Genomic DNA, 22,183 nt, shown 5'->3' on the forward strand with positions numbered 1-22,183 from the left:
GATTTCCGGGCCGTTTTGAATGCTGATGAATTTGATCCATTAAAGCTCACAAAGTATGGCGTCATAATAACTTTGCCTTCTTTTAACAAACCTTGAGCTGTAGTGATGTTCCATATGTTGACGTGATAAAGCTTCACTTTTTGGCCTGTAATGGCTCCATGATCCCGGATCGTCCACCCATGGAGCATTTGCGGGCTGTCCGTTCCTCCAAAATTGTACAGATTTTTGCACTTTGGGATCGTGTCTATTGCGATATATCCAGCGTAGCTCAGAGCCAGATACGGAATCTGCGTCAGAATATCCCTGTTGAAGATAAAAATTTTTATTTATGACCATGTCCATATTAATGTCATCTAGTATATAATGGACAGTATTTCCATTTTCCTTCGCCCAGTTGATACCTGCTTTGCACTTTCTGGAAAAATATGTATTTCTGTCAAAGCTTTGACTAAAGGGGTTGGTATTTTCTAAAATATTTCTATATTTAGAATGATTGCGTACACTTATTTCAAAGCTCTCCGAAGAAGTTATGTCAGGCTGAAAATATCTGTTACTATATAATCTATCTAACGCGTTAAATCTATATTGATCTATTATACTTACATTTAATTGAGGGTTTGAGCCTCTGAATTGGATGTTGTTGTATATATAATTACCCCTTTGTTTTCCCATGCCATAAATCAAGTCGCCACTTTTAAATCCTATATTATTTATGGTGAGAGGTTGGTAATATGTGGTTGTGTAATTATTTATAGAGTTATAATAGTCTCTCAAATAATCAAAATGTAGTCTAATGTTTATTTTTCCGTTAAATTATATAAATATCTATTATCTGCCTTGATTTGCAAACTGACAAAGATATCAATCGCATCTTCCATTTAATTATTTTGTCCGATGTGAAGATTTCGTCTTTCACTACGCATTTTTCAAAATGCCTATCATTGAAGCATGGAGAGCGCAGCGCAGCTTTATCGCTCTCTTCAGCGATCAAATGTCATGCTTGACCGTGGCAGGCGGACAAATTAGACCGGGCCAATCATTTCAATAACAAGGCCTGACCCCGTGTCCAGTACGTTGCCAGCACATATGCACCCCACCCGTTCCTTTCAGGGTCTGATCCTGACGCTCCATAACTATTGGGCGGAACACGGTTGCGCTATTTTGCAGCCTTACGACATGGAAGTGGGGGCGGGTACGTTTCATCCGGCAACCACATTGCGTTCGCTCGGGCCGAAGCCTTGGAAAGCGGCCTATGTGCAGCCGTCGCGCCGCCCGAAAGATGGTCGCTATGGTGAAAATCCAAACCGCTTGCAGCATTATTACCAGTATCAGGTGATCATTAAACCATCGCCGCCGAACCTTCAGGATCTCTATCTCGGTTCACTGCGCGCTATCGGTCTTGATCCGACACTGCATGATGTACGCTTTGTGGAAGACGACTGGGAAAGCCCAACGCTTGGTGCATGGGGTCTTGGCTGGGAATGCTGGTGTGACGGCATGGAAGTGTCACAGTTCACTTACTTCCAGCAAGTCTGCGGCATTGAATGCTCGCCGGTTGCCGGTGAGCTAACCTATGGTCTTGAACGCCTCGCAATGTATGTGCAGGGCGTGGACAATGTCTATGACCTCAACTTCAATGGTCTCGAAGGCGAAGAAAAAGTCACCTATGGCGACGTTTTCCTGCAAGCTGAGCAGGAATATTCCCGCTACAATTTCGAAATGGCGAACACCGAAATCCTGCATCAGCATTTTATCGACGCAGAGCGCGAATGCGAAGCCATTCTGAAGGCAGGTGCATCACAAGAGGCGGGGAGTGCCGGAGGCACGACAGGGAACGTACACAAGTGTGTTTTCCCGGCCTATGACCAGTGCATCAAGGCATCGCACGTTTTCAACTTGATGGATGCGCGTGGCGTGATCTCGGTGACTGAACGCCAGAGCTATATTCTGCGCGTGCGCAATCTCGCGCGTCAGTGCGGCGAAGCATTTCTGCTGACTGAGGCTGGCGGCTTTAATTATAAAAAGAATTCTGATGCGGAAGGCGTAGTCTGATGCCTGATTTGTTGCTCGAACTTTTCTCGGAAGAGATTCCTGCTCGTATGCAGCGCAAAGCTGCCGGTGATTTCAAGAAGATGATCACCGATGGTCTGGTGGAGGCTGGTCTCACCTATGAGGCAACGACTGCCTATTGGACACCGCGTCGCCTGACACTCGATATTCGCGGCCTGACCGTACGCTCGAAAGACGTGCATGAAGACGTCAAGGGGCCGTCGGTCACGGCACCTGAACAGGCGATTGCAGGCTTCCTGCGTAAAGCTGGTCTCTCGGATGTGTCGCAGGCGCATGTTCATTCCGATCCGAAAAAGGGTGACTTCTATGTCGCTCATTTGACGAAGCCGGGCCGCGCTGCGGAAGAAATTATCGCGGAACTCGTGCCGCAGGTGATCCGTAATTTCCCATGGCCAAAGTCGATGCGTTGGGGTGCTGCGTCTTCCAAGCCGGGTGCGTTGCGCTGGGTGCGTCCGCTTCAATCGATCCTCTGCACTTTCGGTCCTGAAACCGAAGAAACCGTTGTTGTCGAGTTTGAGGTTGACGGCATCAAATCGGGCAATGTCACCTATGGGCATCGTTTCTTAAGCGATGGTCAGGCGATCAAGGTGCGCCGTTTTGATGATTATGTTGAAAAGCTCGAAAAGGCTTTCGTTGTGCTCGACGCCGAGCGCCGCAAGGAAATCATCTCGCAGGACGCGCATAATCTCGCCTTCGCTTCCGGTCTGGAACTGGTCGAGGATGCTGGCCTTCTCGAAGAAGTCTCGGGTCTCGTCGAATGGCCAGTCGTGCTGATGGGCGAGTTTGAGGAAGAATTCCTCGCAATTCCGCCGGAAGTCATTCAGTTGACCATCCGCGTGAACCAGAAATGCTTCGTCACCCGCAAGCAGGGTGAGACAGAAGCACTGTCGAACAAGTTCATTCTGGTGTCGAACATCGCTGCACGCGACGGCGGCACGGAAATCGCTTATGGTAACGGCAAGGTCGTGCGCGCACGCCTGTCCGATGCGCTCTATTTCTGGAACACCGATCAGCATGACCTGCCGGACCTCGAAAAGCTTTCAGCATCGGGTGAGAAGTTCGGCCTTGATCTGAAAAAGCCGCTTGATCAGCGCATGGCGCGCCTCGACAGCCTCAATGTCACTTTTCATGCTAAGCTCGGCACGCAAGGCGCACGCGTTGAACGCATCCGCGAACTCGCAAGTCAGATTGCACCGCTGGTCGGTGCCGATCCAAAGCTTGCAGGGCGTGCCGCTGTTCTGGCAAAAGCTGATCTGACCACGGAAGTTGTGGGCGAATTCCCTGAACTTCAGGGTGCAATGGGTCGTAAATATGCGCTTCTTCAGGGCGAAGACGAAGCTGTCGCTTCGGCACTTGAAGAGCATTACAAGCCACAGGGTCCGTCTGATTTTGTACCGAAGAACCCGGTTTCGGTCGCTGTCGCACTCGCTGATAAGCTCGACACGCTGGTCGGCTTCTGGGCGATTGACGAAAAGCCAACCGGCTCGAAAGACCCGTTTGCGCTGCGTCGTGCAGCATTGGGTGTGATCCGTCTGATCCTGTCGCAGGATTGGAAATTCCCGCTCTTGCCACTTCTGCGCTCGGCTTATGCGTCGCTCAAAGAAGGTCAGGTCCTGCGCAAGCTGCGCGAGTTTGAAACAAAGCTTGTGTCTGAAAAGTCCGGCGATGTGGATGGTGAACAGGACGTCGATAACGCACTCCGCAATCTTGAAACAAAGACGCGTGCGGAAATAGAAGCCAGTGCTGAGCCATTGCTAGCTGAGCTTTTGTCCTTCCTGCATGACCGCTTCAAGGTTCATCTGAAAGATGAAGGCGCACGCTATGACGCGATTGATGCGGTTTTGACATCGGATGCCGACAATCTTTTGCTGGTTGCCCGTCGTCTTGAGGCGCTGATCGTCTTCATCAACGAAGAAGACGGCAAGAACCTTTTGGCTGGCACCAAGCGCGCGGCCAACATTCTGGCTGCGGAAGAAAAGAAGGGCACGAAGGTAGCAGGCAGCGTCGATGCGGCTCTGTTAAAGCTCGATGAGGAAAAGGCGCTTTATGCGGCTGTGAACCTCGCGTCTACCGAAGCCGAAGAAGCTATTGCCCGGGAAGATTTCGGCGGCGCAATGCTGGCGCTCGCCAAGCTACGCGGTCCGGTCGATACATTCTTCGAGAAGGTGCTTGTCAATGACGAGGACGAAAACGTCCGAGCCAACCGCCTTGCACTGCTTGAACAAATCCGCACTGCCACAAGTACAGTGGCCGATTTCTCGAAAATCGCCGGATAAATGATACAAGGGCGCTTTTAAGCGCCCTTTCTTTTTGTAACTCATTCCGATCTTGCATCAACTGCGCATAGGAGTCTCTTGCTCAAAAGCGACGCTTTGTGTAGCTAAAGCGCATCCTGAAAAGTGTGAAACGGTTTTCAGAACAGATGCGCGTTACTGAGACGGCAGGAGAATGACCTTGGCCGATATTCTGGAATTCGACGATAAAGCTGTTTCACGCGCGGTAGAAGTGCTCGCGCGCGGTGGCCTGGTCGCGATTCCGACCGAAACGGTCTATGGTCTTGCGGCTGACGCAGCGCATGGCGAAGGCGTGGCCGGTATTTTTGCCGCCAAAGGTCGCCCGCAGTTCAATCCGCTTATCGCCCATGTCGATAGCATTGCTATGGCCGAGCGTTATGTGACTTTCGATCCAATCTCCCGAAAGCTGGCTGAAAGCTTTTGGCCGGGGCCGTTAACACTTGTTCTGCCGCTGAAAGCGCAGCAAGATGCGCCGCGCCCGATCCATCCGCTGGTGACGGCAGGGCTTGCTACGCTGGCCATCCGTATGCCAACGGGGCGGGTGCGTGATGTTATAAAGAATCTCGACAGCCCTGTTGCAGCACCAAGCGCCAACACGTCAGGCCGTATCAGCCCAACCTCGGCCAAAGCCGTGGCCGATGACCTGGGTGGCAAGATCGATCTGATCCTTGATGCCGGTCCGTGTGGCGTGGGTGTCGAATCAACCATCATCAAGGTTGAGGGCGAACGCGTGCATCTTCTGCGCCCCGGTGGTTTGGCTGCAGAAGACATTGAAGCGTTTCTTGGCGTGAAGCTGATCCGCGCTGAACATAACGCAGCCATTCAAGCGCCCGGCATGATGGAATCGCATTATGCGCCGGATGCCGCGATGTGCCTTGACGTTAAGAGCGTAAAGCCCGGTGAGGCGCTGCTGGCTTTTGGCCCGAGACGCGTTGCAGGCAGCGATGATGCTATCCAAATTCTTAATCTCAGTGAAAGCGGCGACCTGCGCGAAGCAGCCAGCAATCTGTTTGACTTCATGCGCAAGCTCGATGCAACGGGCGCCGTGACAATCGCTGTTGAACCCATTCCCTTTGATGGTCTCGGTGAGGCCATCAATGATCGTCTTAAACGCGCGGCGGCCCCGCGCTAGTTCCCCAAACATTCAAGAGAAGCACATGCTCGACACCGCCCTGATCGAACGTTTTGCAGCCATTGTTGGCGAAAAGAATGCGCTGACTGCGCCCGAAGACATTGCGCCATTCATGATTGAGCAGCGCGATCTCTATCAGGGGCACTCGCCGCTGGTGCTGCGCCCCGCTTCAACGGAAGAAGTTTCGGCGATCATGAAGCTTGCCAATGAAACCAAAACGCCGGTTGTGCCGCAGGGCGGCAATACCGGTCTTGTTGGTGGTCAGACGCCAGACCAGAGCAACACAGCAATCGTTTTGTCGCTTGGCCGCATGAATAAGGTGCGCTCGGTTGATCCGGTTGGCAATCTGGTAACGGTTGAGGCTGGTGTCATCCTCAAAAACCTTCAGGACGAAGCGCAGAAAGTCGGTCGCCTGTTCCCGCTGTCGCTCGGTGCGGAAGGCTCGTGTCAGGTTGGCGGCAATCTTGGTTCCAATGCAGGCGGTACTGCCGTTCTCGCCTATGGCAATATGCGTGAGCTTTGTCTTGGCCTTGAAGTGGTTCTGCCAAATGGCGAGGTTCTCAACGATCTGCGCTATGTGAAAAAAGACAATACCGGCTATGATTTGAAAGACCTGTTCATCGGTTCCGAAGGGACACTTGGAATCATCACCGCAGCCGTATTGAAGATTTACCCACAGCCAAAGGGCAAAGGCGTGGCTTATGCCGGTCTGCGCAGCCCGGAAGATGTGCTGCGCCTGTTCCAGCTTTCAACCGAACATGCAGGCCCGTCGCTCACTGGCTTTGAGCTGATGCCGCGTGTCGGCGTTGAGTTTACCATTGCCCATGTCGATGGCGTTCGTGATCCGCTGGAAAGCCCGCATGACTGGTATGTGCTGGTGGATATTTCTTCCAGCCGTTCGGAAGACGATGCGCGTACGACGCTTGAAACCATTCTGACCGAAGCGTTTGAGAACGACATTATTCAGGATGCAGCCATTGCTGAAAGCGTGGCTCAGGCGCAGATGTTTTGGAAAATGCGTGAGGAAATGTCCTGGGCGCAGAAGCCGGAAGGCGGCTCGATCAAGCACGATATTTCCGTGCCTGTCGCGAAAATCCCTGAATTTATTGCAGAAGCCAATGCGGCAACGCTGGAAATGATACCCGGCTCGCGTATCGTTTGCTTCGGCCATATTGGCGACGGCAATCTGCACTATAATGTGTCGCAGCCGATTGGTGCTGATAAGCAAGCTTTCCTTGATCGCTGGCACGATTTAAATCATCGCATTCATACAATTGTTGCTTCTTATACCGGATCGATATCGGCAGAGCATGGTATCGGCGTGTTGAAACGCGAAGAACTTGCCTTCTTTAAACAGGACGTGGCGCTTGAATTGATGCGCCGTATTAAGAAATCATTCGACCCGAATGGCATTATGAATCCGGGTAAAGTGCTGTAATTCCAGCAAATAAGAAGAAATTAAGGCGGGCAGGTAACTGTCCGCCTTTTCATTTATGTAAACGAAAATTAGCAAGAATTACCAAGTTCTTACACATGGTTGTAAAGCAGTAACCAAATGAAAAAGCAGGGAAAAGTTAACCTAACGCGTTAAGCGCCTCGGTAATAATCATCGCCTATTCTCTAAATCAACAAGAGCGAACATGCTCGAAAGAGAAGCCGGAATAACTGGCTCTCAAAAAAAAAGTAATGCCAGCAAAAGTGTGAAGCGGTTTTGCGTCCGGCATTACGAATAAAAACAGGCAGAGATACTAAGAGGCGTCGAAAATGATGAGCAGCGGACTTAAGAAGCCGGAATGGGCAGGTCAGGAACTTCGGTTGGATCCGTTTCACTTGCCACAGGTTGTGACTTACCCCGCAGAAGATTGTGATGCGGATGTGACCTTTACGATCAGTGAGCGTGGGGCGGTTGTCCGCCAGATTTTACCTTCGAGCGGTTTGCCCATGTCGATTGCTCTGCCGATCAATGCATTTGTCGGTGTCGTTGCACGCGCTGTTGAAGACGAATACGGCGAAATCACTGTAACGCTCGAGCTGATGCATGAAGACCCGCAACTCTCGGTGCCACTGCTGGTCGCGCACGATCTGACCGACGTTGCCGCTGACTGGCGCGCATGGGCTGCAACCTTCAACCTGCCAATGATGCTTGTTGAGGAAGATGGTGTGGCTCGTCCGCTTTACGAAAGCACTGGCCCGGTTCGCACGTCAGAGCCACAGGCGCGTCGTCAGGGGCAGGAACCACGCCGCCGCCGTCCCCGTTTCCTCGCACGCCGCAAGACGGGTTCACTGGGCGTTCGTATGGTCATCGAAGGCCGTGAGATAATTGCTCGCAATTAAGAAAATATCACATTCGCGTGTGAACACGGTCTTGTCTAATTTCTATATTATCTAAGGAATAACGCGCCGCTCGGTGGTTGTCTGGAAAGATGAAGGACCTTTCCAGATGTTAAGAGCCACGATGCCGGAGCAACCAATTGGCTGACCTCCAGTAAGCCGCCCGGATGGTATTCCCATCCGGGTATTTTTTTGATTACTTTTTCCGGCTGAGAAATGCCATCACAGCCTCCTTCGCTTCATCTGAAGTTAGTCGTTCGGCAAAATACTTTGCTTCCCGCGTAATTCTGTCGGAAACGGGTTCGGCGGGGAGTCGCATCAGACTGCGGGCAATCTGCATGGCCTGTGGTGGCTTAGAGGCAATCTCCTCTGCGGCTTTCAGGGCTTCCGGTTCAAGATTATTGCTTTCAACGATCTTATAAACAATGCCTGCCTCAAGAGCAGCCTGCGCATCGAAACCATGGCCAAGAGCCAGCAGAGCGAAAGCCTTTTGGTGCCCCATGAGCGGCGGGGCAAGCAGACTGGAGGCTGCTTCCGGCACAAGACCGAGATCAACAAATGGCGTGCGGAATAGCGCGTGGCCAGTGGCAAATGTCAGATCGCAGTGCAGATGGATTGTTGTCCCAATGCCGATCGCCAAACCATCAACGCCGGATACAATCGGTTTCTTCGCACTTGAGAGAGCGTTGAGAAAATCGAGAATATCATTGCCAAGACCGTCGCCCGATGCCGCAGCCATAAAATCCTGCATGTCATTGCCAGCGGAAAATGCGCCCGGCACGCCGAAAAACACATGCACCCGCACGGCATCATCGGCATCACCCTCGATCAGCGCTTTGGCCATGGTTGCATACATGGCGCGGGTGATGGCGTTTTTTTTGTCAGCACGGTTCAGCCGGATAATTTGCACCGCACCTTTGCGTTCGATCAGAATATGTTCGCTCATAGTCACGCCTCCAGCGCTGATTTTGCAGCTGCAAGGCTCGATGCGCCGGTGATAACTGTGTCTTTTAAAGCAGAGACCTCGGCCAGCATGTTTTCGGCGAAGAAGCGACAAAGGGCAGCGCGGCCAGCATCGTTGCTTGAGAGTGCTGAACGCGCGAGATAGGCGCCGCCAGCGGTCAGTGACAGCAGGCGTTGGTAAGGCGTGGCACCGGCAAGAGCTTCCTCTGTGCGGCCTTCGGCTGTTGCCCGTTGCAGCCAGTCGGTCGCTTCACGAGCGTCGCTGATGGCAGTGGAGAGACGTGCGCCGGTTTCGCCCAGTTCGGGACGGTTCGAAACTGTGGCCTTGTCGGCTTCGTCCTGCAATTCTGTGAGGTAATTTCCGATATGCTCGCCATTGCTGAGCGGCAATTTGCGCAGCAGAAGGTCGATCGCCTGAATTCCGTTTGTGCCTTCATAGATCGGCGTAATTCGGGCATCGCGCAGCAATTGCGCGGCGCCTGTTTCCTCAATGAAGCCCATGCCGCCATGAATCTGCACACCAAGCGAAGCAACATCAACGCCAACATCTGTGGCAAAGCTTTTTGCGAGCGGTGTCAGTAGTCCGGCACGATCTGACCAGAATTGCGCGTCTGCACCGTCCGTTGCATGGCTCATATCGATCGCATGCGCGCAGGAATAGGTGATGGAGCGAGCCACCTGCGTCAGTGCCTTCATGGTAAGCAACATGCGCTGCACGTCTGGATGCTCTATGATCGGGCTCATGCCGGCTTTCGGATCGGCACCAAGCGCGCGGCCTTGCTTGCGTTCTTTTGCGTAGTTCAAAGCCTGCTGATAGGCGGCTTCCGCAACGCCTACGCCCTGAATGCCAACCAACAGTCGGGCATTATTCATCATAGTGAACATGCAAGCCAAACCGCGGTTTTCTTCGCCGATCAAATAACCGACTGCGCCGGTTTCCTCACCTTTCACAAAGCCATCGCCATAAATCATTGTGCAGGTGGGGGAGGCGTGAATGCCCATTTTGTGTTCAAGGCCAGAGCAAAACAGGTCGTTACGACGACCGAGCGAACCATCCGCATTGACGAGGAATTTTGGTACAAGAAACAGCGATATGCCCTTTGTTCCGGCCGGGGCATCGGGAAGCCGTGCCAGCACCAGATGCACGATGTTGTCCGTCAGGTCATGCTCGCCATAGGTGATGAAAATCTTTTGACCAAAGATGCGATAGGAACCATCATCGCGGCGCTCTGCACGTGTCCGTAATGCGCCGACATCAGAACCCGCCTGCGGTTCGGTCAGGTTCATGGTGCCCATCCATTCACCGGAGATGAGCTTTTCGAGATAGATGTCTTTGAGTTCTTTTGAAGCGTGTTTTTCCAGTGCTTCGACCGCGCCCATGGTGAGCGTGGGAGCGATGGCAAAAGCCAATGTGCCGGAATTCCACATTTCGCTGACCGCAACTGACATCATGGTCGGCAAGCCCTGGCCGCCATATTCCGGTGTTCCAGTCAGCGAGTTCCAGCCGCCTGCAATCCAGTCGGCGTAAAGCTCTTTCCAGCCTGGCGCAGTCGTGACAACACCATCCTTGACACTCGCACCATGGCGGTCGCCCGAAATGCGAAGCGGCTCAACGCGTTCAGTGGCAAATCTTCCCGCTTCTTCGAGAATAGCTTCTGCCAGATCAGCGGAGAAATCAGGAAACTGATTGTCGGTAATTGCCTTTTCAAGGCCTGCGACTTTCATCAGCGTATGCGAAATATCAGAAACCGGCGCGCGATACATTTTTCCTCCTAAACCTTCTCCTCAAAAGGCTTCGCATTGCCGCTTATCGGCAGCGATGCGTTCAGCCTTATGGCTGGCGTGTCTAAGTGCTAGCGGCTTATTACGTAAACGTCAATATTTCTTAAGCCAGGTAGCGTTCATTGTAGCTGGGTCGCAAGAGCGATAGTGAACGACTGAACGAGCAATCAGGTTGTGCAACAATGAGGAGCCGCTTTATTAGACGTTTTCCGCCCCATAAAAGCAAAAAGGCCGGGCATGGACCCGACCTTCATAAGTCTCAACAATCAGTGCCAGTACATCCGTGGTCAAAGACTGGAGACAAATTTCTTTGCGCAATCACGCAAGCAAAGCTTCAAACTGCTTTGCTTAAGTAATGATTAGAGTGCGCGCAGGTTTTCTGCTGCATTCTTGCCCGAACGGCGGTCTGCAACAACTTCAAAGCTGACCTTCTGGCCTTCATTGAGGGTGCTGAGGCCCGAACGTTCAACAGCCGAGATGTGAACGAACACGTCTACGCCGCCGTCATCAGGCTGAATGAAGCCGAAGCCCTTGGTTGTGTTGAAGAATTTTACTGTTCCGTTTGCCATGTTGAATTCCTTTCAAATCGCACGGTTGATATATAATAGACATGTGTCCATCGCCGAATTTTACGAATTTGAAAGAAGTACCGGGTGGCGAAAAGCGCGCCGCAACATTCGAAAACAAAATCGATGCCTTACATATATGTGACCTTCATGACTTTTACAAGGCGCTTTTCCGAAATCGAGAAAATTACTACGATAAGTAAAAAATATAGGGATCAAAATAATACTGATTAACGGAATGCAAAGATATTTTTTTAAACGTGCCTCATGTCTGAATGCTGCAAAGATGTTGTTTTTCCTGTAAAGAATAGCCTCGTTCTTAATGAAATTTTCTTCGCATGCTTTTAAACGTTGGGTATGTTGAAAGGTGCTGATATATGACGCTCGTTCCGTATTTTCTGACTGTTAATCTCACGGTGTCGTGCGTTTTCATTCTGACATTCGCTTTTGTAGCTATGCAGGAGCGCAATTATGCTGCTCCGCGCTGGTTTACATTAGCGGCGATTGCAGCGGCACTTGTTTCGCTATTCGGCTATTGGATTCCGGCAGCGATAAACACCCGTCTGCTCGTTGTCATTTCATTTGCGCTATCAATGATAGCGTTTCTGGCAGTCATTATCGGGCTGCAAAGTATTTACCGCCAGAAAATAGACTGGAAACTGATAGGTGCTTTTTTCGTCGCCGCTCTGCTGTGCAATTTGCTGATTTTAGAGCTGCCACGCACGTCTTTCCTGCATCGCTTTTTGTATCAGCTGCCGCTTTGTCTGGCCCAGCTTATTATTATATGGGTGATCTATCGCTCTGGAATGCCACGACTGGTTGATAAGCTAATTATGGCGCTGGCCGTGATTAGCTGCATTCATTATCTTTCGAAAGCTTTTCTGATCTCCGGTCCGGGTGCGGATATCAGGCCGGATGATCCAGCCAATACGCTGCACGTAATTATATCGCTGTCGATTGGCGTTTTTTTGCATGCCGCGCGCGGTCTGCTGCTGCTTGTAACCACAGTTTCGCACATGGTGGGCGAGGCGAGTGAGCAGTCAGAGGTAGACGAACTTTCGCAGATTTATAATCGCCGTGGATTTGACCGGCATGTCTCGCGTGTGTTGGCCCGTAAAGGTGCACGGATTCGCTATGCGGTGATTATGAGCGATCTCGATTTCTTCAAACGCGTGAACGATACCTATGGCCATGACGGCGGGGACCGGGTCATTGCGGCTTTTGGCAAGTTGCTTAGAACTCAGCTCCCGAAGTCAGCCGTGGCTGCGCGGATGGGCGGAGAGGAGTTTGTTGTATTTATTCCAGACGCTGATATGGCGGCGGCAGAAAGTCTTGCACAAAGCCTGCGCGAATCTCTCAGTAAACTACGATTTGCTGAAAAAGCACCCGATTGGGGTCCGACGGCAAGCTTTGGCGTCGCGGAACAGGTTGATGAGGAAAGCCTCTACGAGACGATGCGCCGTGCGGACTCGGCGCTTTATGATGCGAAGAACGCCGGACGCAACCGCGTCCACATTGCATAATAACCCGCAATCGCGTCCATATCGCATAAAAAGCCGCAACCGCGTCCACATTGCTTAGCGGCTAGAAACCGGGTTCATATAGCGTGAACTACGCGCCTGAGCGTTCGCGTTCTACTGCACGCCAGCCGATGTCGGAGCGATAAAAGCCTTCTGGCCAGTCGACACGCTTCACGGCGTCATAGGCTTTGCTTTGCGCTTCCGCGACGGTTTTAGCCATCGCTGTCACGTTAAGAACGCGGCCGCCATTGGCAATGAGATTGCCGTCTTTTTCCGCTGTGCCAGCGTGGAAGACTTTGAGGCCGTCAATTCCGTCGAGCTTTTCAAGGCCGCGAATAACACTGCCCTTCTTCACGTTGGCCGGATAGCCTTCCGCAGCCATAACCACGGTTAGAGCTGGCTGGTCTTTCCATTCGAGCTTAACTTCATCAAGTTTGCCATCAACGGCTGCATTGATGAGGTCGAGCAGATCAGTTTCGAGGCGCATCATCAGTACCTGGCACTCAGGATCACCAAAGCGGGTGTTATATTCAATGAGCTTCGGGCCGTCTTTGCCGATCATCAGGCCGAGGAACAGCACGCCCGAGAAGGGCGCACCGATTTCCGCCATGCCGCGCATGGTTGGCTCAATCAGCTCGCGCATGGTGCGCTCAACGACTTCTGGCGTCATGACAGGGGCAGGGGCATAAGCTCCCATGCCGCCGGTGTTCGGGCCTGTATCGCCATCGCCAACGCGCTTGTGGTCCTGCGCAGAGCCAAGTGGCAGCGCTGTTTTGCCATCGCAGATACAGAAAAAGCTTGCTTCCTCGCCTTCAAGAAACTCTTCAACCACAACTTCCGCACCGGCAGAGCCAAATGCGCCTTCAAAACACATATCAACGGCATTGAGCGCTTCATCGAGCGTCATGGCAACGACAACACCTTTGCCCGCGGCTAGTCCGTCGGCTTTGACGACGATGGGCGCACCCATTTCACGGATATAGGCTTTGGCTTTTGGCGCATTGTTGAAGCGGCCATAAGCGCCGGTCGGAATATCAAAACGGGCGCAGAGATCTTTGGTGAAGCCCTTCGACCCTTCAAGCTGTGCGGCGAGCTTAGAAGGACCGAAGACGCGAATATCGGCAGCTTGAAGATCATCAGCAAGGCCAGCAACAAGGGGTGCTTCCGGGCCAACGACAACCAAATCAATCGCATTCTGTTTGGCAAAGGCAATGACGGCTGCGTGATCGGTAATGTCCAGTGTTACCAGTTCTGCATATTCAGCAATGCCGGGATTGCCCGGCGCGCAATAGAGCTTTGTCAGCTTTTCGGATGCGGCGAGTTTCCATGCCAATGCGTGTTCGCGTCCGCCCGAACCGATCAACAGAACTTTCATGCCTTGCTCCCTGCGCGTGAGATCAGTAAACGTTGTTTATACGGGTCTCTATTGCCCAACGCACGCGCGGGCAAGGGCAGTGCTGCGATTTTTGGATAAAAAGCGGCCGCACCGGCATAGTTTCAGGAAAGCAAGCAGTCATGCAGCAGTCAAAGCCCGATATGGGCACCGGTTCGGATGTTCAGTCACGCGAAAGCCGCGGACGCGTCAAGGATGCGCCATCTGGCCACTGGGTTTATCGGGTGCTGCCGCCATCGCTGTGGCCCTATGCCCAGCTTGCACGCTGGGATCGTCCGATTGGCTGGCAGCTGCTTTTATGGCCGTGTTTTTGGTCGGCTGCGCTTGTAGCGGGTGCAGGTGCGCAGCCGGGGGATGATGTTTGGTCGGTGGTGCCATCGATCTGGCATCTGGTTTTATTTTTCGTTGGCTCTGTCGCGATGCGTGGCGCTGGCTGCACATATAATGATCTTGCTGATCAGGATATTGACGACAAAGTGGACCGCACCCGTTCTCGACCTTTGCCGTCTGGTCAGGTGACGCGCAAACAGGCGAAAATATTCATCGTCTTGCAGGCTCTGCTTGGGCTGGCCGTTGTGCTGCAATTTAACTGGTTCACGATTGGCCTTGGCGTTGCATCGCTAGTGATCGTCGCGGCCTATCCTTTCATGAAGCGCATTACGAACCTGCCGCAGCTGGTGCTTGGCCTTGCCTTTTCGTGGGGCGCGCTGATGGGGTGGGCGGCAGTCCAGGGCTCGCTCGCGCTGTCACCCGTGTTGCTTTATATCGGCGCGATCCTTTGGACGATTGGCTATGACACGATCTACGCTCATCAGGACAAGGAAGACGACGCGCTGGTCGGCGTCGGGTCGACCGCGCGCCTGTTTGGCAAACATACCAAGACGGCGCTGCTGGTTCTTTATGGCGGCGCGATTGGCTTTTTTGCCGCTGCCTTTGCGGTTGCACAGGTGCCGATGCCAGCGCTTGCGGGACTGCTCGCGGCGGGCGTTCATCTTTACCGCCAGATCATCGTGCTCGACATCGATAATCCCGATCAATGCCTGCGTCTGTTTAAGTCGAACAACACGGTGGGATGGCTGATTTTCTTAGGCCTCGTGCTGGGAAGCCTTTGGGTGGCGTTGAAGCCGATGGTATAGATACAAAAAAGCCGCTGATTTCAGCGGCCTTTTTATTTTTATGGATAGAGACGATCTTTGGTCCAGTCGCCTTCCGGTGTGTCGCGGGTAAACAACACGCGGTCATGCAGGCGGAAGGGGCGATCATGCCAGAACTCAATGGAAACCGGGCGGATGCGGAAGCCTGACCAGTGTTGAGGACGCGGAATGTCTCCAATCGCATAACGTGCTGTATATTCTGCAACAGCCTTTTCGAGTGCAAAGCGGCTTTCGAGTGGCCGCGACTGCTTGGATGCCCAGGCACCGATACGACTGCCACGTGGTCGTGATGCGTAATAGGCGTCGGCTTCTACGGCGCTCACCTTTTCGACAGGGCCACGCACACGGACCTGACGCCGCAGCGATTTCCAGTGAAAGCACATGGCCGCTTTTTCGGCAGACAGGATTTCCTGCCCCTTGGCGCTTTCGTAATTGGTGTAGAAGACAAAGCCGTGCTCGTCGAAATCTTTGAGCAGAACCATGCGCACATTTGGCAGACCGTCCGGGTCAACTGTGGCGAGCGCGACGGCATTTGGGTCGTTTATTTCGCTTTTGGTGGCGTCATTCAGCCATTGCGCAAAGAGCTTGAAAGGTTCGGAACTTTGGGTGAAATCGTCGCGGTCATCTGTCATTGGGTGCTATTTCAAAAGTCAGTCGGAATTGTTGTGAGCAAACTTGGTTCATATCGCACAGTTTGTCCATGACTTTGGTGAGAAGCGAGAATTTTCTGCGTTGTTCTTTGATAGTGATTTGTTTACCGTGTCTGCGAACGACTTGTTAACTCCATATCCCCCATATTCACTACATCTTTAGGATGTATTTAAGGGAAGACCGTTGGCCGCTCGACTTGCTCGCCGCGTAAGAAATGATGTGACCTTCAACTGTAACATGGCTTTGATCCGCCGTGTGGCATTTGCCGTCGCCATGGTTTCTCTCTCAGGTTGTGCGATGGGTGGAGTGAGTATCGACAAGGCAGTGCCTGATTCCTCGACGATTACCGGTTCCATCAAGTCAGTCGAAAAAGATGAGACCGACAACGGCAAGCGCTCCGATCAATCCACGATCAAAAGCATCGTATCCGCTCTCAACTTCACCCAATGGGGCAAAAAGCCCGTTCCCTGGGCCAATCCTGATACCGGCAGTCAGGGTGCGATTACAACAATCGCTGAAACAAAGTCCAACGACACGCTGTGTCGCCAGTTTGAAACATCGCGCGAAGCTTTTGATGGCGTCTCGATCTATCGCGGTGAAACCTGTATGCAGCGTGGCGGCGAGTGGACGTTAACCTCGTTCGCACCGCTTTGAGTGCGCGTTCCAAGCTTTTTTCTATTCTCACAGCTATAAGTCTGGAAGTTTTAAGGCTTAGTACTCATATTACGGCAAAGTGAGTCTAACGACTGATTATTCAGTCATTTTCCCGAATGAGGACTATATGCGCGATCCCTATAGCGTGTTGGGCGTCGCCAAAACGGCGAAGCCCGAAGAAATAAAGTCGGCTTTTCGCAAGCTGGCCAAGAAATATCATCCGGATCAGAACAAGGATGATCCGAAGGCGCAGGAGCGCTTTTCAGAAATCAATCAGGCCTATGAAATTGTCGGTGACAAGGACAAACGTGGCCAGTTTGATCGTGGCGAGATTGACGCCGAAGGCAAGCAGGCCTTTCAGGGCTTTGGCGGGCAGGGCGGTTTCGGCGGTCAATCTGGATTTGCTGGTGGCGATCCGTTCGCTGGCTTTCGTCAGCGTGGCGGTGGCCAGCAGGGTGGTTTTGGCGGCGGTGCCGAAGACATTCTCAATGATCTATTCGGCGGCGCTTTTGGCGGCGGTCGCGGCGGAGCACGTCAGCGCGGTCCGGTGAAAGGCAGCGATCTGGCTGCTTCCATCAATATTACGCTTGAGCAGGCAGCAGGCGCGGACAAGGTTGAGGCTGTTTTTCCGAATGGGAAACACCTTAAAATCAAGCTGCCACAATATGTTGAAGATGGCCAGACCATCCGTCTCAAGGGCCAAGGCGAGCACATTGTCGGCGGCACGCCCGGCGATGCGCTGGTAACGATCCATTTTAAGCCGAGTGCGCGCTTCCGTCTTGAAGGCCGCGATGTGCATGTCGATCTGCCGGTTGAACTTGCAGACGCAGCGCTTGGTGGCAAGGCGGAAGTTGAAACGCTGAGCGGTCGTATCGCGGTGAAAGTGCCCGCCTGGTCAAGCTCCGACAAGGTGCTGCGCCTGAAGGGTAAAGGCTTGCCGCTAAAGGCCGGTGGCCACGGCGATCTTTACGTCCATGTCCGCATCATGCTGCCGGAAGGTGGCGATGCGGAATTGGAAGAATTTTTAAAGAAACGCCGAGGCGAATAATTGATATTGCGCCTCGATAGACTGTAACCGGATCGCTGCACTGCGCGGCGATCCGTCGTTTAGATTTTATAATACCCGGCTTTTTATGCGCAATTGCTTGAAGCCAGTGCAATGCTGTGCGATAGGGCATCTAGTTGTTTATATTCTATGAGGACCCTTAATGACCGCAAAGTCAGGTTTGTTGCAGGGCAAGCGCGGATTGATTCTGGGCGTAGCCAACAACCGTTCTATCGCCTGGGGCATTGCCAAGGCTGCTCGTGAAGCGGGCGCGGAACTCGCATTCACCTATCAGGGTGATGCGCTCAAGAAGCGTGTCGAGCCGTTGGCCGAAGAACTGGATGCTTTTGTTGCTGGCCATTGCGATGTTGCTGACGGCGCAAGCATTGATGCTGTTTTTGAAGCGCTGGAGAACAAGTGGGGCAAGCTTGACTTCGTCGTTCACGCCATTGGTTTCTCCGATAAGGATGAGCTGACTGGCCGCTACGTTGACACGTCAGAAGCCAATTTCCAGAACACCATGCTGATTTCGGTTTATTCGCTGACTGCGATTTCGCGTCGTGCGGAAAAGCTGATGAATGACGGCGGTTCGATTCTCACGCTGACCTATTATGGCGCTGAAAAAGTTATGCCGAACTACAACGTCATGGGTGTTGCAAAGGCAGCTCTTGAAGCAAGTGTGAAATATCTGGCTGTTGATCTTGGACCGCAGAACATTCGCGTGAATGCGATTTCCGCAGGCCCGATCAAGACGCTGGCCGCATCTGGTATTGGCGACTTCCGCTATATTCTCAAGTGGAACGAATATAATGCACCGCTGCGCCGCACGGTCACCATTGATGAAGTGGGTGATGTTGGCCTTTACTTCCTGTCCGATCTGTCGCGTTCGGTCACAGGTGAAGTTCACCATGCTGACAGCGGCTATCATGTGATCGGCATGAAAGCGGTCGACGCCCCGGACATTTCAGTCGTCAAAGACTGATCTGAGCATTCCAAAATCCCGAAAAGTTGACCGACTTTTCGGGATTTTTCTTTGTCTCTTCATCGCCGAAGGGGCTATTTAAAATAGAATTACGTGCAGACAGAGGTGTGATTTTGGCCCGCGAGATCATCTATTTTTCGCGTCATGGTGAGACGGACTGGAATGTTGCGCAGCGCATTCAGGGGCAGCTTGATATTGATATCAATGCGCATGGCCGCACACAGGCAGACCGAAACGGCGATATGCTGAAATCGCTGATCGGCGATGGCGCCGGTTATGATTTTGTTGCAAGCCCTCTGCGTCGTACCCGCGAAACCATGGAGCGCATTCGTCTGCGCATGGACCTCGATCCTTATGATTTCCGCACCGACCCGCAATTGATGGAAGTGAATTTCGGCGATTGGCAGGGCTTCATGATGGAAGACATTGCCAAGGAACGCGAAGACCTTTTGGAAGCGCGTGCCAAAGACAAATGGAACTTCATACCACCCGGTGAGACGGCTGAAAGCTATATGCGCCTCTCACAGCGCATTGGCCGCTGGGTCGAAGCGGTTGAATGGCCGACTGTCTGCGTTACGCATGGCGGCTGCATTCGCACCCTATTTTATCTTTACGGCGATATCGATGGCCATGCTGCCGCTAATCTCTCGATTCCGCAGGACAAAATACTGAAGTTCGAGAACAATAAGCTTGAGTGGATCTGAGCAGGCTCAGATCCTTTTCCTCATGCCAAGCCGGTGCGTGATTCTGCTGACCTGTCTTTTGGCTTGATGCCTGCCTGCGCCAATGTGCGGTCGAGAAGCTGTTCATAAATCGGCTTGCCGCCAATCCATTGTGCAACAAGATTGGCCGTGAGGCAGGTGGCGATGAGTGGCATTGTCATGCCATAGGCACCTGTGAGTTCGAGCGTGAGAACAACGCCGACAATTGGTGCACGAACTGATGCGGTAAATAGCCCGCCCATCGCCGCAATTGCAAATGCCAATGGCATGATGCCAGCCTCTGGCAAAAACACGCTGATGATGCCTGCAAAGGCCAGACCGATACAGGTCGCGAGTGTAAGCATTGGCGCAAAAATCCCGCCTGGAACGCCGCTGGAATAGCTGCCGACCATTGTAAAATAGCGTGCAAACGCCAGCAGAAGCAGCAGCGCCAAGCCGGTTTTCTGATGCGCAATCTCCATGATGATATGCTCGCCACCCGTGACGGAATAAGGCAGCACAATGAAGAGGGCGCCCACGCATAGTCCGATAATCGCCGGATACAGATACGGTACGCGATTGTGCATAGTGGCTGCAAAATTGACCGCCCACATAATGCCGCCATTCAGCGCCACGCCAACAAAGCCAAGCAGACAGCCGAGCAAGACAAACGCTGGAACATGTTCAAGCGCTGCTTTTACCTCCGGCATCGACATATCAGGCGCTGTACCGCCGATAATTTGCGTCATGACGGTTGCGAGCAGCGCAGCCGCGATCACGCCCATATAGGTGCGGAACGTATAGGGAAACTGCTTGTGCGTTTCCTCAACGATAAACAGAACACCTGCCAATGGCGCATTAAACGCGCAGGCAAGGCCTGCCGCCGCACCCGCAGCAAGAATGCCACGCCGTTCAGTTTCGCTGACTTTGAAGAAATCTGTAATGGCTGCACCCAGTGACGCGCCGATATGGATGGTGGGGCCTTCGCGCCCCAGAACGAGGCCGGATGAGATCGATGTGATACCCATAAGAAACTTCACCGGCAAAACGCGGCGCCACCGGACTTCTCGCAAGCCTTCCATGGCGCCCTCAATTTCCTGCACGCCACTGCCGCCAGCTTCGGGCGCAAAACGACGAACAATGAAAGCCGCAAGTATTGTGCAGGACATTGTAAACAGTGCAGCCGCAATGATAAGCGATGTTCCGGTGATGTATTGACCAAGCTTTTGCGGCCATGTCATCAGCGCATCAATGATGAGATGAAAATAAGAACCGACTGTTCCGGTCAATATTCCCGTCAGTGCCGCAAAGAATACATAGCGCGCCTGCGCTGATCTGTTTCCCGGCCTGTCGAGTGATTTTATCGGATCATCCATCGATGCTTGCCCCAAATGCAATACTCGGCCTGACCGGATTACTGGCGGCCCCCATCTCTCGGACACAAGCAGACTCGCCCCCAAAAGTCTAGCAACGACATGGTTTGTCGTGCGCTGATTTGCCATTTGGCAAAATTATGTTACACTTCTGCCATAAGGAGAAGCTGCGATTGAACTTCAGCCAATCAGTATCACGCCAGCAGGCACGCTGACGAACGCGATCACCGACGAAGAAGCGGGTGCATTGGCGCGCACGACGGTCAATCTGTTGAAGGTCTGGAAGCTCTCGGATGGAGAAGCCTGCACGCTGTTGGGTGATATGTCGCCGCGCACATGGGCGCGCTGGAAAGACGGCAGCATAGGCCGGATTGATCGCGACCTGCGGATGCGTATGGCGCATCTGATGGGTATTCACAAAGGATTGCGCTATCTGTTCCGTGATCCTGCGCGGGGCTATGCGTGGATCAGAAAGCCCAATGATGCGTTCGGAGGACTTTCGGCTTTGGACCTGATGTTGCGCGGTGAAATCTCTGATCTTGCGGCTTTGCGCGAATGGCTCAATGCGGAGCGCGGCGCATGGTAAGCGGACTGGCTGAGAAACGGCAGGTCGACTGGCCGCAGACATTTCGCATCATCCGCTCCATTCATCCGCCGATTGATCTGTTTGAAGATATCGCAGACCCGCGTGACTGGGAGGCGCTGGCCTCGGTCGAGGAAAAAACCAATCCGCGCATACGGTTTGAAATTGGCGATCTTGGCAAAGTTCCGGCCGACAGGCGCGTGGCAGGGCAGGGGGCAACTTATGTCATGGCGCCTTTCGTGCATTGTTCGATAACCCGCCCCGGACGTTTCAGCGATGGCAGTTACGGCATTTATTATGCCGCTGATCGCGAAGAGGTGGCAGTGGCTGAAACCATTCACCATCATGAAAAATTCATGCGCGCAACCAAGGAAGAGCCGGGCTGGACTTCAGATTTTCGAGTGCTGATCGGAAGCATCGAACGGGAACTGGACGATGTAAGTAAAGTACCGGGTGTGCTGGATCCCCTTGACTATACGGCGTCTCATATTGAGGGCAGGGAGTTGCGCGCGGCGGGGAGTCAAGGGCTTGTCTGGCCGAGTGTGCGGATGCGCGGTGGACTTTGCATCGGGATTTTCTGGCCGGATGTTATAACAATTCCTGTTCAGGGCCGGCATTACAGCTATCATTGGGATGGAACCCGTGTCGATTATATTCGCCAATACGACACGGGCACAATTCTATCCGTGATCTGAATTTACGGCGCTTCCTGAATATCAGTGACAAAGCGCGTGTCGTCGGCTTCATCATAGAGAATGATAACCTTCATGCCTTTGTTAATAGCGGAATAATCAAACTCGCCCGGCAGCTTATAGGTCTTGCCGTCATCAAGCGTGATTGTTTCTTTATCCTGATTGATGCCGGTGATCTTACCTTCAACATCATCTGCCATTGCAACGGTCGAAAAGAGCGAAGCAATGATAAAGAGCAGTCCCACAATATACTGCATGGGTGTCATCCTCCTTTTGAGTGACCGACCGTCCACTGAC

The 22,183-nt window shown here is 52.8% G+C and carries 21 protein-coding genes; 13 read left to right on the forward strand and 8 right to left on the reverse strand.

All coding sequences use genetic code 11. The features are described 5' to 3' along the window. Positions 1-39: 39 nt before the first annotated feature. The gene (locus tag U2P60_RS11835) at positions 40-672 is read right to left on the reverse strand and encodes a hypothetical protein (protein WP_413572786.1); all 633 of its coding nucleotides are present in this window, start codon (positions 670-672) and stop codon (positions 40-42) included. A 414-nt stretch (positions 673-1,086) separates the two neighbouring features. Here U2P60_RS11835 and U2P60_RS11840 point away from each other — a divergent pair, with 414 nt between their 5' ends. The 5 genes from U2P60_RS11840 to U2P60_RS11860 all read left to right on the forward strand — a co-directional run bounded on the left by U2P60_RS11840 (position 1,087) and on the right by U2P60_RS11860 (position 7,830). Beyond that, positions 1,087-2,052: a glycine--tRNA ligase subunit alpha gene (locus U2P60_RS11840; RefSeq protein ID WP_313828599.1), complete on the forward strand. Its 966-nt coding sequence runs from the start codon at positions 1,087-1,089 to the stop codon at positions 2,050-2,052. Then, on the forward strand, positions 2,052-4,346 hold the full coding sequence (glyS, locus tag U2P60_RS11845; RefSeq protein ID WP_413572787.1) for a glycine--tRNA ligase subunit beta: 2,295 nt from the start codon (positions 2,052-2,054) through the stop codon (positions 4,344-4,346). Before U2P60_RS11840 ends, glyS begins: the two co-directional genes overlap by 1 nt. A 172-nt stretch (positions 4,347-4,518) precedes the next feature. Continuing rightward, positions 4,519-5,496 (forward strand): L-threonylcarbamoyladenylate synthase, encoded by a 978-nt coding sequence (locus U2P60_RS11850; RefSeq protein ID WP_413572788.1) that lies wholly within the window; start codon positions 4,519-4,521, stop codon positions 5,494-5,496. Positions 5,497-5,521: 25 nt separating this feature from the next. Beyond that, positions 5,522-6,934: an FAD-binding oxidoreductase gene (locus U2P60_RS11855; protein WP_413572789.1), complete on the forward strand. Its 1,413-nt coding sequence runs from the start codon at positions 5,522-5,524 to the stop codon at positions 6,932-6,934. 326 nt (positions 6,935-7,260) lie between these two features. Beyond that, entirely contained in the window at positions 7,261-7,830 is a 570-nt protein-coding gene (locus U2P60_RS11860; protein WP_313828024.1) for a DUF6101 family protein, read from the forward strand. A gap of 193 nt (positions 7,831-8,023) precedes the next feature. Here the strand turns inward: U2P60_RS11860 and U2P60_RS11865 are convergent, their stop codons facing one another. The 3 genes from U2P60_RS11865 to U2P60_RS11875 all read right to left on the reverse strand — a co-directional run bounded on the left by U2P60_RS11865 (position 8,024) and on the right by U2P60_RS11875 (position 11,141). Continuing rightward, complete coding sequence (locus U2P60_RS11865) at positions 8,024-8,773, reverse strand: crotonase/enoyl-CoA hydratase family protein (protein WP_413572790.1); 750 nt, start codon at positions 8,771-8,773, stop codon at positions 8,024-8,026. Between the two features lie 2 nt (positions 8,774-8,775). After that, entirely contained in the window at positions 8,776-10,554 is a 1,779-nt protein-coding gene (locus U2P60_RS11870) for an acyl-CoA dehydrogenase (protein WP_413572791.1), read from the reverse strand. A gap of 377 nt (positions 10,555-10,931) precedes the next feature. Continuing rightward, positions 10,932-11,141: a cold-shock protein gene (locus U2P60_RS11875; protein ID WP_250040201.1), complete on the reverse strand. Its 210-nt coding sequence runs from the start codon at positions 11,139-11,141 to the stop codon at positions 10,932-10,934. 374 nt (positions 11,142-11,515) lie between these two features. Between U2P60_RS11875 and U2P60_RS11880 the strand changes: the two genes are divergently transcribed. Beyond that, entirely contained in the window at positions 11,516-12,661 is a 1,146-nt protein-coding gene (locus U2P60_RS11880) for a diguanylate cyclase (RefSeq protein WP_413572792.1), read from the forward strand. 88 nt (positions 12,662-12,749) lie between these two features. Here the strand turns inward: U2P60_RS11880 and purD are convergent, their stop codons facing one another. Beyond that, a complete protein-coding gene (gene purD / locus U2P60_RS11885; RefSeq protein WP_413572793.1) occupies positions 12,750-14,033 on the reverse strand; it encodes a phosphoribosylamine--glycine ligase in 1,284 nt (427 codons plus the stop codon). Between the two features lie 161 nt (positions 14,034-14,194). Between purD and ubiA the strand changes: the two genes are divergently transcribed. Then, positions 14,195-15,187: a 4-hydroxybenzoate octaprenyltransferase gene (ubiA, locus tag U2P60_RS11890; protein WP_409558654.1), complete on the forward strand. Its 993-nt coding sequence runs from the start codon at positions 14,195-14,197 to the stop codon at positions 15,185-15,187. A gap of 38 nt (positions 15,188-15,225) precedes the next feature. Here ubiA and pdxH read toward each other — a convergent pair whose 3' ends face one another. Beyond that, positions 15,226-15,837, reverse strand: a complete 612-nt coding sequence (pdxH, locus tag U2P60_RS11895; RefSeq protein WP_413572794.1) for a pyridoxamine 5'-phosphate oxidase — start codon at positions 15,835-15,837, stop codon at positions 15,226-15,228. 202 nt (positions 15,838-16,039) lie between these two features. Between pdxH and U2P60_RS11900 the strand changes: the two genes are divergently transcribed. From U2P60_RS11900 to U2P60_RS11915, 4 genes are all read left to right on the forward strand, one after another. After that, positions 16,040-16,510 carry an RT0821/Lpp0805 family surface protein gene (locus U2P60_RS11900; protein ID WP_313828032.1) on the forward strand — a complete coding sequence of 157 codons (471 nt, stop codon included), beginning with the start codon at positions 16,040-16,042 and terminating at the stop codon, positions 16,508-16,510. 127 nt (positions 16,511-16,637) lie between these two features. After that, complete coding sequence (locus tag U2P60_RS11905) at positions 16,638-17,558, forward strand: DnaJ C-terminal domain-containing protein (RefSeq protein ID WP_413572795.1); 921 nt, start codon at positions 16,638-16,640, stop codon at positions 17,556-17,558. A gap of 160 nt (positions 17,559-17,718) precedes the next feature. Beyond that, positions 17,719-18,537 (forward strand): enoyl-ACP reductase FabI, encoded by an 819-nt coding sequence (gene fabI, locus U2P60_RS11910; protein ID WP_313828034.1) that lies wholly within the window; start codon positions 17,719-17,721, stop codon positions 18,535-18,537. Between the two features lie 113 nt (positions 18,538-18,650). Next, a complete protein-coding gene (locus U2P60_RS11915) occupies positions 18,651-19,241 on the forward strand; it encodes a histidine phosphatase family protein (protein ID WP_413572796.1) in 591 nt (196 codons plus the stop codon). Between the two features lie 20 nt (positions 19,242-19,261). Here the strand turns inward: U2P60_RS11915 and clcA are convergent, their stop codons facing one another. Next, the gene (gene clcA / locus U2P60_RS11920) at positions 19,262-20,614 is read right to left on the reverse strand and encodes a H(+)/Cl(-) exchange transporter ClcA (protein WP_413572797.1); all 1,353 of its coding nucleotides are present in this window, start codon (positions 20,612-20,614) and stop codon (positions 19,262-19,264) included. Between the two features lie 169 nt (positions 20,615-20,783). Here clcA and U2P60_RS11925 point away from each other — a divergent pair, with 169 nt between their 5' ends. Together U2P60_RS11925 and U2P60_RS11930 are read left to right on the forward strand one after the other, a co-directional pair. Further along, the gene (locus tag U2P60_RS11925; protein ID WP_413573770.1) at positions 20,784-21,197 is read left to right on the forward strand and encodes an MbcA/ParS/Xre antitoxin family protein; all 414 of its coding nucleotides are present in this window, start codon (positions 20,784-20,786) and stop codon (positions 21,195-21,197) included. Further along, entirely contained in the window at positions 21,191-21,889 is a 699-nt protein-coding gene (locus tag U2P60_RS11930) for an RES family NAD+ phosphorylase (RefSeq protein WP_413572798.1), read from the forward strand. The genes U2P60_RS11925 and U2P60_RS11930 overlap by 7 nt, the downstream gene beginning before the upstream one ends. Before the next feature lie 2 nt (positions 21,890-21,891). On the opposite strand, the gene U2P60_RS11935 is transcribed toward U2P60_RS11930, so the two are convergent. Next, entirely contained in the window at positions 21,892-22,143 is a 252-nt protein-coding gene (locus tag U2P60_RS11935) for a DUF1344 domain-containing protein (protein WP_313828039.1), read from the reverse strand. Between the last annotated feature and the right edge of the window lie 40 nt (positions 22,144-22,183).

Origin of the sequence: Brucella sp. H1_1004 (genome assembly GCF_047308065.1) — a bacterium.
Lineage (GTDB): Bacteria > Pseudomonadota > Alphaproteobacteria > Rhizobiales > Rhizobiaceae > Brucella > Brucella pseudogrignonensis_B.

Bases quoted from the DNA above. Each gene is read 5' to 3' on its own strand.
- purD (WP_413572793.1), bottom strand. From the start codon at position 14,033: ATGAAAGTTCTGTTGATCGGTTCGGGCGGACGCGAACACGCATTGGCA.
- glyS (WP_413572787.1), top strand. From the start codon at position 2,052: ATGCCTGATTTGTTGCTCGAACTTTTCTCGGAAGAGATTCCTGCTCGT.
- U2P60_RS11870 (WP_413572791.1), bottom strand. From the start codon at position 10,554: ATGTATCGCGCGCCGGTTTCTGATATTTCGCATACGCTGATGAAAGTC.
- fabI (WP_313828034.1), top strand. From the start codon at position 17,719: ATGACCGCAAAGTCAGGTTTGTTGCAGGGCAAGCGCGGATTGATTCTG.
- ubiA (WP_409558654.1), top strand. From the start codon at position 14,195: ATGGGCACCGGTTCGGATGTTCAGTCACGCGAAAGCCGCGGACGCGTC.
- U2P60_RS11855 (WP_413572789.1), top strand. From the start codon at position 5,522: ATGCTCGACACCGCCCTGATCGAACGTTTTGCAGCCATTGTTGGCGAA.
- U2P60_RS11935 (WP_313828039.1), bottom strand. From the start codon at position 22,143: ATGCAGTATATTGTGGGACTGCTCTTTATCATTGCTTCGCTCTTTTCG.
- U2P60_RS11835 (WP_413572786.1), bottom strand. From the start codon at position 672: ATGGGAAAACAAAGGGGTAATTATATATACAACAACATCCAATTCAGA.
- clcA (WP_413572797.1), bottom strand. From the start codon at position 20,614: ATGGATGATCCGATAAAATCACTCGACAGGCCGGGAAACAGATCAGCG.
- pdxH (WP_413572794.1), bottom strand. From the start codon at position 15,837: ATGACAGATGACCGCGACGATTTCACCCAAAGTTCCGAACCTTTCAAG.
- U2P60_RS11865 (WP_413572790.1), bottom strand. From the start codon at position 8,773: ATGAGCGAACATATTCTGATCGAACGCAAAGGTGCGGTGCAAATTATC.
- U2P60_RS11880 (WP_413572792.1), top strand. From the start codon at position 11,516: ATGACGCTCGTTCCGTATTTTCTGACTGTTAATCTCACGGTGTCGTGC.
- U2P60_RS11860 (WP_313828024.1), top strand. From the start codon at position 7,261: ATGATGAGCAGCGGACTTAAGAAGCCGGAATGGGCAGGTCAGGAACTT.
- U2P60_RS11930 (WP_413572798.1), top strand. From the start codon at position 21,191: ATGGTAAGCGGACTGGCTGAGAAACGGCAGGTCGACTGGCCGCAGACA.
- U2P60_RS11850 (WP_413572788.1), top strand. From the start codon at position 4,519: ATGACCTTGGCCGATATTCTGGAATTCGACGATAAAGCTGTTTCACGC.
- U2P60_RS11905 (WP_413572795.1), top strand. From the start codon at position 16,638: ATGCGCGATCCCTATAGCGTGTTGGGCGTCGCCAAAACGGCGAAGCCC.
- U2P60_RS11875 (WP_250040201.1), bottom strand. From the start codon at position 11,141: ATGGCAAACGGAACAGTAAAATTCTTCAACACAACCAAGGGCTTCGGC.
- U2P60_RS11840 (WP_313828599.1), top strand. From the start codon at position 1,087: ATGCACCCCACCCGTTCCTTTCAGGGTCTGATCCTGACGCTCCATAAC.